The sequence below is a fragment of the Streptomyces sp. NPDC057486 genome, assembly GCF_042802415.1.
GTDB lineage: Bacteria > Actinomycetota > Actinomycetes > Streptomycetales > Streptomycetaceae > Streptomyces > Streptomyces yanii.
This window is the reverse complement of record NZ_JBHVEE010000121.1, coordinates 19,922-29,954: the sequence shown is the minus strand read 5'-3', so window position 1 is coordinate 29,954 and position 10,033 is coordinate 19,922. Positions and strand designations below refer to the sequence as shown.

General features: G+C 70.2%; 7 protein-coding genes and 1 pseudogene. 1 reads left to right on the top strand and 7 read right to left on the bottom strand.

The annotated features are described in order from the left end of the window. Positions 1-37 precede the first annotated feature (37 nt). On the bottom strand, positions 38-295 hold the full coding sequence (locus ACFU6I_RS37325) for a hypothetical protein (RefSeq protein WP_384375418.1): 258 nt from the start codon (positions 293-295) through the stop codon (positions 38-40). A 447-nt stretch (positions 296-742) separates the two neighbouring features. Between ACFU6I_RS37325 and ACFU6I_RS37320 the strand changes: the two are divergent. After that, positions 743-1,192: pseudogene (locus ACFU6I_RS37320) on the top strand (winged helix-turn-helix domain-containing protein); the annotation flags it as partial. Positions 1,193-1,253: 61 nt separating this feature from the next. Here the strand turns inward: ACFU6I_RS37320 and ACFU6I_RS37315 are convergent. From ACFU6I_RS37315 to ACFU6I_RS37290, 6 genes are all read right to left on the bottom strand, one after another. Then, complete coding sequence (locus tag ACFU6I_RS37315; protein WP_384375415.1) at positions 1,254-2,060, bottom strand: hypothetical protein; 807 nt, start codon at positions 2,058-2,060, stop codon at positions 1,254-1,256. Between the two features lie 446 nt (positions 2,061-2,506). Further along, on the bottom strand, positions 2,507-4,030 hold the full coding sequence (locus ACFU6I_RS37310) for a hypothetical protein (RefSeq protein ID WP_384375413.1): 1,524 nt from the start codon (positions 4,028-4,030) through the stop codon (positions 2,507-2,509). A gap of 688 nt (positions 4,031-4,718) precedes the next feature. After that, the gene (locus tag ACFU6I_RS37305) at positions 4,719-5,234 is read right to left on the bottom strand and encodes a hypothetical protein (protein ID WP_384046801.1); all 516 of its coding nucleotides are present in this window, start codon (positions 5,232-5,234) and stop codon (positions 4,719-4,721) included. Beyond that, positions 5,227-6,957, bottom strand: a complete 1,731-nt coding sequence (locus ACFU6I_RS37300) for a type IV secretory system conjugative DNA transfer family protein (protein WP_384375410.1) — start codon at positions 6,955-6,957, stop codon at positions 5,227-5,229. The genes ACFU6I_RS37305 and ACFU6I_RS37300 overlap by 8 nt, the downstream gene beginning before the upstream one ends. Further along, a complete protein-coding gene (locus ACFU6I_RS37295; protein ID WP_384375407.1) occupies positions 6,957-8,510 on the bottom strand; it encodes a type VI secretion protein in 1,554 nt (517 codons plus the stop codon). The genes ACFU6I_RS37300 and ACFU6I_RS37295 overlap by 1 nt, the downstream gene beginning before the upstream one ends. Continuing rightward, a complete protein-coding gene (locus ACFU6I_RS37290) occupies positions 8,510-10,033 on the bottom strand; it encodes an SCO6880 family protein (RefSeq protein WP_384375404.1) in 1,524 nt (507 codons plus the stop codon). Before ACFU6I_RS37290 ends, ACFU6I_RS37295 begins: the two co-directional genes overlap by 1 nt.

Sequence of the window (10,033 nt, the reverse complement as noted above, 5' to 3'; positions counted from 1 at the left end):
CGTAGCTCGCACGGAGGCGCCGTAAAGAGGGCCGGAATCAATGCGACCTGTGCGCATGCCCCTTCGCCACGAGGAACTTGACGGGCAGTCGGTGACCTTTCAGGTGGATCGTGCGGTGCTGCCGGCCGCCGTGGCGGATCTTGGTGGACTTCCCGTGCTGGTTGAACTTCTCGTGCTTGCAGTGATGCTTCGAGCCGCCGTGCGGGGAGGCGGCGCTCGCGACAGTCGCCGATCCCGCGAGCACCGAGATCGCGGCGACCGCGGTGACGACAGCGCGCTTGATGGTGAGATTCATTGTTCGTTCGTCCCTTCCGTGCCGGTCGTTCCGGCACGGAATCACGATGTCCCGGGACCTCGTTCAGAGCGGTCTTGCCAGGAACAGCGGCGCGCCGCCCTGTCGGTACTGCATCCGGGCGCCCAGCATGAGGATCCTCTGAGAAGAGTTCGTCCGAAGGGGAACACAAGCAGGCATGGCGGGTGAATTTCTCTCATCTCCCTTTCATCCAGGGAGTTCTGGCGTACTCGGGAGTGCCAGTCAACTTCACTCCGACGGGTCAATCGCGGCCGATACTGGAGACACGCGCGGTGATGGCCGAATGGTGGAAACCGCCGCGTTTATCCGGTCGTCTTCATCGACTGCGTGAACGATAAAGTCAGGGACGGGCGCTGTCACGTTGTTACTGAGGATTTCGGGTTGTCGTCGGGTAGTGACGGTTGATGATCCTCGCGGTATGCCGTTGATATGCGTTATCCAGAGGGCGGGGGCCTGACCGCTGAGCGTCGGGCGTTTCGTGAGGGGATCCGGCTTCAGGCCGGTCGGCGGTTCGCAGCGGGTGAGAAGACCGCGGTGATCGCAAAGGATCTGCGGGTGAGTGTGCGGTCGGTGGAACGCTGGCGCCGCGCCTGGCGCGAGGGCGGGCGGGCGGCCCTGCGCTCGGCCGGACCGGCGAACTCCCCGGCTGTCCCCGATGCCCAGTTCGCCGTGCTGGAAGAGGAATTGGGCAAGGGTCCGGCCGCGCACGGCTTCGGGGAGGAGCGGTGGACCCTGGCCAGGGTCCGGACGGTGATCCGCCACCAGCTCCGGCTGAGTCTGTCGGTGACGACAGTATGGCGGCTGCTGAAACGGCACGGCTGGTCCTGGCAGGCACCCGCCCGCAGAGCACTCGAGCGCGACGATCACGCCGTCGAGCTGTGGAAGAAGGAGGCAGATTTGGCGTGCCGCAGCACGACCAGGCATCGGGAGTCGCCCGAGGTCATGGTGTCACCTGGTCCTGGTGGCCGACCTCGCGCGCGAGGTCCAGCCCGAGGACGCGGTCGAAATGGGCGAACGTCTCGAACTTGGCACCGGCCGCCACGTCCGCGTCCCTCTCCACGCTGCGCAACATGTCCAGGACGGCGGGGACGCCGAGATTGTCGGCGAGCGCGGCATGAGCCTGTCGCAGCAGGTCGACAGGGATCGGCCTGGATGGCTCCTGCGCCCAGTCGGCCACCAGTTGCCGCCAGTGCCGCAGTGTCCGCCGGGCCTCGACGAGCGCGGCACCGGTGACCATGACGGGCGTGCGGTAGGCCTGGCCGAGCAACAGCATCCTGATAGCCAGCGGGTCGGTTCCCTCTGGGGCGGCTGTGTCCGGGGAGCCTGGACCTCCCTCGTCCGGGGGTGCCGCGCCGACCCGGCCCACATCGATCCGTACCCCGCCGACGCTGTCCTGCTGGTCAGTACCGTGCGCGAGCACATGCACGTCGGCAGCAGCGCTCGGTGTCCCGCTCGGATCGTGAGCACGGACGGTGGCGGGCGGGTGGATGCCGAGTACGGCCATGACCCGGTCGAGCGCCTGAACTTGCTCCTGCGGCAGGTCCGGCACGGTGAGCACCGTGAGGGTCTGCAGGCCGTGCAGCTCAGCGGTGCGCGCCAGTACGTCGCCGAGCAGCAGCACACGCAGGTGCACTGCACCGATCCCGTTGTCGGCGACCGGCAGATGGACGCAAATGCGCAGCAGGTGGCGGTGCGCGGAGGGAATTTCCACGAGGCGACCCGTGCGGGCGTCGGCGATACGCAGCATGCTGCGGAGGCTAGTCGTGGAAACCTCCGATACACAGGAAGCTGGCAGATGAAGCCTCGGGTCACCGTCGTCGCGCTCCTCCTCGGCGTAGGAGGCGCTGGCGAGACGGCGCATGGCCCCAGCCCGACACCAGGGCCGACGGCTCCGACAAGCTCGGGACCTCAAATTCCGTGAATCTTTGGCCTCTGTCGCCGGTCCGGAGAAGAGAGCAGGAGCCCGGACTTACATGGGTCCGGGCTCGCGCGCTACTCCTGCAGTGGCTGCGCGAGGCGTCGGGCAGCGTCCTCCGCTCGAAGGAGCCGGGCCTCCCGCTCCAGGATCTCCGGGTCCGTCAACAGCCGTAGTAGCGGTGCTTCGAGCTTTACCGCCTCCACCACCGTGCCTGTGGGCTCTTTCGGCGTGCTCAGCGCGTTCTCCTTCGGTTCTCAGTGGGGACAACAACGGGCTCAGGTCGAGAGACGGGACGCACCCGTCCGGGCGGCCGACCCAAGGGTCGCCGCCGCGGGGCGGGACGCACTCTGCTGGGCGGCTGCGGCCGGGGTGGCAGGGCCGGTGAGGCCCGGTGGGAGGGTCGCCGCGAGCCGGCCGCCGTGATGCGCGGCGAGATCGGCCATCGTCTTCAGGGCGGCGAGGTCGGCTGGGCTGAACCGGCCTGGCTGTGCCTGGGCACGCTGCACGATCCCCTGCGCGTGTTCGGCCACCGCACTGTAGGGCCCGGCCGCCGGCCCGGGACCGGCAGGCAGCTCCGAAGGCGGCAGCTGCTGCCAGGCCTCGCGGAACTCCGCTACACGGCGGTGCGGGGAGGCGCTGAGCTCCTTGCCCATGTCGGTGTCCGCCCAGGCCTGGAAGGCCTTGGCAATCTCGCGAGAGGCCTTCCTGACGTCGTCCCGCGTGGCGTACGGCATCGGGGCGTTCGACCGCAAGGTGCTGCGCAGGTGGCAGATTTCAGCGAGATTCTGGTCCTGGGCGGCGGTCACGGCGTCGGCGTCGGGCCGCTCGCTGCGCGGACTGTTGTAGGCCAGGGCCGCGTCAGAGACCTTGAGCAGCGCCTCGGCGGTCGGCAGGTCCGGGCGCGTGGCGCCGCTGCGCAGCCGGTCGGCCCCGGCCTGCGCCCAGCGGGCGATGGTGTCGCAGGTGCGGGCGGAGAACGTGCGCCAGAAGCCCTGGACGCGCACGTCGTCGGCCAGCCGCTCCCAGTAGGGGCCAGCCTTCTCCTTGATGACGTCCCACAGATGGGCGGTAGCGCCGCGGACAGTCTGCAGCCGCTGCCACTGCGGCGAGTTCTTGAGCGCTGTAGCATGACGATCGGCCTCCTGCAGGGCCGTGTTGACCGCGGCGGCTGCCAGTTGAGGGTCGGCCGAACTGGCGGGGGCGGAGGCAGCGGCCGCGGGCTGCGGACCCACACTGTCCGTTGCAACCTGTGGGCTGGGCACCGTGCGCCGCCACTGCTGTTCCAGAATGCGCAGATCGTTGTCGACGGCGGCGCGGAGGTCCTGGGCGGTGCCCAGGTCGGGCGGAACGATGTCGGCCCATGCCTCCTGCACCCGCTCGAACGCCTCGGGCAGGCCCACCGGTTCGATGAGGTTGGCAGCCCACAGGTCCGCGGAACCATAGGCGTTCCACGGATCGGTGCGGCCCACTTCCGTGGAAGCAGCGGCCGGTGCGGGCGGGACCGCTGGCGCCTGCGTCGGGGTCGAGACGCCAACAGGTGTCTTCAACTTCCATGTCGGGGCGCCATAGCCGTCGTACAGGACCCCGTTGCGTGCGGTCCACCCCGCCCCGTCCGGGAGGTCGTTTCCGGTCCACAGCGGAAGCTTGCGCTGCGCCTCGGGCATCGCCGCCTCGGCATTCGCTCGCGCCCGCGCCTCCAGTGCGGATGGCGGCGCCGCTTGCGGGGCAGGGACGGGCGGCTGGCTGACCCGGGAGACCTCGGCGGCCGCCTGGATAGGGTCAACGGTGAGTGTGGCCATGGGGGCTTCTCCATACGGTCGGGTGTCGCGGGCGGAAGCAGCGGCTCCGGAACATTGGCTGGCAGGAGCGGTTCGGCGATCTCCGGGACGTCATCTCGCTGCTGGCTGATCGCTTCGGCTTGCGGCGGGGTGCGTGCAGGGCGTATCGCGTCGCCGTGGCCAAATCGGCTTCCTCGGTGGGCGTGCTCATGGGGGCCGCGTCCTCGTTCTGGGCGAAGAGGCCGAGCTGTGCGCCGGGGGTCAGCACCACAGGCAGCGGACTGCTGGCCCGTGCGATGTCCGGGCCGAGCGTTTCAGAAGTGGCGGGTGGCACGGCCGCGCTGGGCACCCGGACCGCGGGTTTGGGGGTGAACAAGCCGTGGGCTTGCCTGGCAGCGGCGGCCACACTTTCCGGCACGGGGGCGGCGTTCAGTGTCGCAGTGTCCGGCTTGGTGGGCGGCGGGGGTTCCGGGGCTGCCGGCGTCGCCACGGTTTCGGGCACGTACTCGTGGTACTCGCTGACGGCTGCGGGACGGCGGGTACCGGTGCGGTCGCGAGGGCTGTGGGTTCCCCGGGCTGCTGCTCGGAGGCGGTGAGTTCCATCGGGTGGGCGTCGGCCACAAGCAAACCCCTCAGGGGCAAACCGTCCCTCGTCCCCCATCGATTCCTCCCTTCGCGTGAGTACTGTCTCTGCGACGCGACAACACCTCTACAACAACGCGTCCAGTTCAGCGGTGCGCCGAGCCAGTTCGGCCGCGGCCGGATGCGCGGCCGCCGTGGTGGTGGCCTCGGCGGTGACCAGGTACACCTCGAACGCCTCGTCGGCGTCGGGCGGTGGCGGCACCAGCGGCGGCGGGTCCTGGTGGCGGCCGCTGGCACAGGCGGCCAGCTGCAGGCGGGGCGTGAAGTTATGCAGGGTGTTGATCCAGTCGGCCTCGGCAAGCTCCCGCCCGGCTGTCTGCTCGCCTGCATAGGTGCGCAGCCAGCCGATGTACAGGGCGGTCAGGTGCTCGACGACGGGCGGGTGGCGGTACCAGCAGGGCGGAATGTTGTTGTGGAGTTCGAATGTGCGGCGCAGCCAGGTGACCCAGGTCGCGAGTTCGCGCATCCGGGCACGCCGCTCCGGCGGTTGCATGGCAGCCCACACCCACCGCTGAGGCTCCTGCTCGGCAGCGGCTGGTGGTGTCGGCCACAGGGAGGCTGGGTTGTCGAGGGCGTCAGACACGGGTGTCGGCCTTCCCTGGTGCGGCGGTTTTGGTGAAGCTGACCGTCCCCGTCGGGGGAACGGGGGCGGTGAGCAGCTTCTTGAGGTCCTTGTCGCGGAAGGTGAGCCGCATCTTGACCTTGATCGGGGGCTGGTTGGAGTACTGGGCGATCGCGGTGAAGTTCGGCAGCTGTTGGAGGGAGTGGACCGGGGCGAGGTCGGTCTCGGTGGCGGAGGTGTTGGTGGAGTACTCGCCGCGGGAGCGGCCGTGGGAGGTGCGCATCACTTCGGTGCGTCCGTACAGGCCGGAGAAGTAGCGCAGGGTCTCCAGGTCGCCGCAGCCGGGCAGCAGCATCCGCAGGCCGCTCGCGGAGAGCACGGTGTTGGCCTTCTGGGTGCCGAGCCGGTCGCGGAGCTGGGAGAGGTCGTGCCACACGGTCAGGACGTCGATGCCCATGCCGCGGCCGGTGGTGAGGATGTTCGGCAGCCTCGGGTAGCGGAGCATGTTGCCGGCCTCGTCGACCATGACGCCCAGCGACGGGTCCAGGGGCTTTCCGGTGGTGTTGTAGCGGACTTCAGCACCGTGGATGATCGACGCGATGATCGAGGTCAGCAGTGGGGCGAACCGCTCCGCGTCGGCTTCGGACGCGATGAGGCAGACGGTGCCGTTCTGCTCCAGAAGCTCCTCGACGGTGAAGTCGGTGCCCGAGCACGTTTCGCGGACTTCTTCGTCGGCGTAGACGCGAGCCAGCACGTTGAGGCTGAACTGGATGCTGCCGATGCCGTCTTCGTGGAGTCGCAGCCAGGGGGATGCGTAGTCGTCGGCGACTTCGGTGTAGCCGTGCTGCAGCAGGACGGCGCGGACGTGGTCGACGGCGTCCTTGCCCAGGCCCAGCCAGCGGCGCATCGTGCTGATGCCGCCGCCGGAGAGGTTCGCGGCGAGCAGGATGCCCTTGAGGACGCTCTTGGCCTGGTCGATCCAGGGGGCGGCGCGCTTGTCGTCGCCGGAGGAGGAGGCTTCTGCCATCCACGCGGCCATCCGGTCGGCTGCTTTGGCGTCGGTGCAGTAGTCCACCGGGGACCACTTCTGGGTGGTGCGGTCGGGGATTCCGGCGGGGGCGATCACCCAGACCGGGCCGAAGTGGCGGCGGCGGGCGTAGATGATGTCCAGGTCGGCGGCCTTGGTGGTCGTCACGACCAGGGGGCCCTGCCACTCGGCGGCGTTCGGCAGCACCAGCCCTGTCGTCTTCGACGATCCGGGTACCCCGAACACGGTCGCGGAGATGTTGGGCTGGGCGGCCACGATCTTCTTGGTCCGCATCCCGCGTCCGGCGGTGATCCGGTTGGCGCGCCTGACCGGGTCCTGGGGTGCGGAGAGTTTCCGTTCTACTTTCGCCCCGCCCCACTGTGCTCCGCCGGTGCGGCCGCTGCGGTCGAGGAGGCTGACGGCTTTGACGGCCAGGGCGAGGACGGCGACGACCAGGAGGACGGCGAGCAGGTAGAACAGCCAGGCGGGCGGGGCCGGGGCGTAGGCGGCACCTGGACCGCGTACGAGGGCGGTGAGGACGGTGGCGGGGGCGCTGTCGGTACGCGTCGCCCAGCCGCGTCCGGACAGCAGGGAGGCGAGCGGTGCGGCCAGCAGTACCGCGCCGCCGACCGCGACCAGGGCGCCCGCACCGTAGGTGGCGAGCAGGGTGTTGTCGTCCATGGCAGCGGTGGACGGACCGCTCTTCTGCGTCGCCATCACACGACCATCCGCTCGTCGGTCTCGAACAGCTTCTGCTCGGTGTGGGAAAGGACCAGCTGGACGGCGTGGGAGCCGCCGCCGCGGCCGACCTTCCACAGGGCGCGGCCGCGTTGGCCGGCGCCCCAGGAGCCGATCAGGTCGCATTCGGCGTCGGTGAGTCCGATCGCCTCGCGGGTGATCTGTAGCGGGCGGGTGTCCTGGGCGAGCTGGATGCGGGTCTCGCAGGAGGAGATGAGGTCCTTGGCGATCGCCACGGCCTCCGAGCCGGCCGCGCCGACGCTCTCGAAGTCGGACAGGCGGTGGGTGGCGAGGATCTGGATGGTGCCGGTCGCCCGGGAGAGCCTGAGGTCGGCGTCGATCTTGCGGACCATGGCCGCACCGCCACTGCGCATCTGGCGCCACAGTTCGTCCCGTACGACGACCCACGGGCGCTGTCCGGGCCGGTCGATCGCGGCCTGTGCCCAGGAGGAGACGCAGGACAGCACCATGGCGACCGTCTCGTCGCCGTACTGCTCCAGGGCGGAGATGTCGACGGACTGGATGGGTGCCTCCCAGTCCAGGCCGATGGATGTCTCCTGGTCGAAGAGTCCTCCCAGATGGCCGTTGACCATGGAGCCGAGTGCTGAGCGGATGGTGGCCATCTGCTCGCGGGCCCGCTGCACTTCGCCGTCGCGGACGCGGAGTTCCCGGGCCATCGCGTCGGTGGGGTCGCGCAGCTTGTCGTAGACCAGCGGCAGGGTGGGCACCGCGAGGCGGGTCTGCCCGTACAGTTCGCCGGTGACCTCCCGCACCGCGACGTCCAAGGCCTCTTCCTCCTGTGACTCCAGCGTCCGCTTGAGCTGGAGCTCCAGCAGTGCCTTGAGGAGGGTCAGGCGGCGCCGGTGGATCTCCTGCAGGCGGCTGCGGAGTTCGGCCGAGTCCGTGATCTGGTCCAGGCCCGCGCCGAGGGGGCCGGCGTCCAGCGGGTTGAGGCGGCCGGGCAGACCGGGGCCGAGCCGGACCGGCTCGACTCCCAGGTGGCGGCACAGGCCTGCGTACTCGCCCTTCACGTCGCCCGCGATCAGCGTGCGGTGGCCGAACGCCATCAGCCGGAAGCACAGGGCCTTGATGTGGGCGCTCTTACCGGACCCCGGGATGCCGGTGATCATGACGTTGGGGTTGGTGCACAGTCCTTCGCGGACCCAGACCGCCGGATGGGCGGAGAACGCCTGCGTGGTCAGGGTGTTGTGGCCGATGTACGCGCCGACCGGCGGCAGCGCCCCGGCGTGCAGGAACGGGTAGGCGCCGGCCGCGTTGCCGGTGTCGGCGCGCACCACCTCCGTGCGGGGCAGGGACGCGGACCGTCCCGCATACGGGTGCGCCCACCCCTTGCGCGGGGCGATCCGCATCACGGTGTCGGCGTCTTCGAGACGACGGGCCGCGCGCTGCTCAGCGGCCGTCGGACCGGCCTGGGCGGGGACGGAAGTTGTGTTGATGCCGGTGGCTTCGCCGATCCCGGCGGCGTTCAGCAGGGTGTCGTCGCTGGTGCGGCGGCGGGTGAGCAGGCCCATCAGAATCCCACCCTTCGGTCCGGCAGTCCCTGGCCGAGCGGAAGCGCGCCGGCGGCGAACCCGACGTCCTGGGCTCCCCACATACGCCGCAGCTCCAGGCCGGACGCCGCGGCATCGGCCTGCATCTCCGCGCAGGCCGTCTCCAGCTCCTCCAGATCGGTGACGGTCACCGACAGCACCGCGGTCATCCGCACCACGCCCTGGCCCGAGGCCCGGGCCATGTCCTGGGTGCGGGCGAGGTTGACCTCGCGGCGCTCGTCCTCGCTCTCGTCCCGGCCGGTCTTGGCCCGCAGGTACCGGGCCGAGGACCGCTTGCTCTTCTCCTTCGCGAGCTCCTGGCGGGCCCGGCGCGGGCCGAGCGGTTCGTAGACCAGGCTCATCGAGCGCCGGGCGTTGCGCCTCGGGCGCAGCAGCGGCTGCAGGAACGTCGCGTACACCTGGGCCTGCGGCCACGTACGTACCTGGTAGGTGACCGTCCAGGCCCCGTCGTGGCGGTAGGTACCCCATCCTGTCTCGGCGGCCGCGGGCCCGGCGAGGTTCGGGTCGACGCCTTCTTCGGTGCCTTCCCATCCCGGTGTCCGGGCGGCAGCGTTGGCGGTGGCGAGTGCGACCTGGGCGTCGGGGTCGTACGCGGTGCGCACCGTCTGGGCCAGCCCCCGCGGGGAGAGCCATTGGACGACCTGCAGACTCGCGGTGCTCAGTGCTCCGCCAAGTGCGTGGAGCTCGCGCACCAGGACGGCGGCGGCGCCGACCTGGCCGCCGCCGGCGCCCTTGATGGCAAGACGGGCGCGGGCAGCCGACAGGGTGATGGACAGGTACGTCTCCCGCGAAGTCGCCGCAGGACCGGCCCCTTCCATGACATCGGCCAGCGCGCTCACCGCTGCCGGCGGTGCGTCGGCGGTGATGTGCTGCGCGGTCCATGATCGCAGGGCGGCCCCGTCGTCTGGCAGGCACCGCTGGTGTACGGACAGGCGGGTGACGGGCGAGTCCTCGGTGCAGAACGTGCGCATCAGCGCAGCCCAGGAGGAAACCCGGGCCGCCTGCTTGTCGCTGTCCACCAGCGCCAGGCCAGGGAACGAGATGCGGGCAACCGCGGTGTACGTACCGGCCACTGGGTCGTGCGCGACACCGAGAAGCCCTCCCAGACCGTCGGGTGCCTCCAGGAGGCGGAGCCGGGCCAGGGTGCCGGGCAGATCCATCGGCTGGTGCCCGGTGCGGGCGGATCGGGGGGCGAACGGCCCGCTGAAGAAGATGTTCTGTTTTCTTGCCACGGCGATCTGATGCCTCACTGCCAGAAGGATCCATTCATCGGCGCTCAGCCCGCCCACCCGCCCGAAGGCGAGCAGAAGCAGCAGCAGAGCCAGCGGCACGCACACAGCGGCCGCGGCCCAGCTGGACAGGTTGACGGGAGTGAGCAGCAACGCGCAGGCCACGGCGACCAGGGCAAAACCGGGCCCAGAAAGCCGCCCCATGAAGCCGGACTTCTCCGACTGCCATCCGCTGTAGGTGATGGGTTGTGTCAT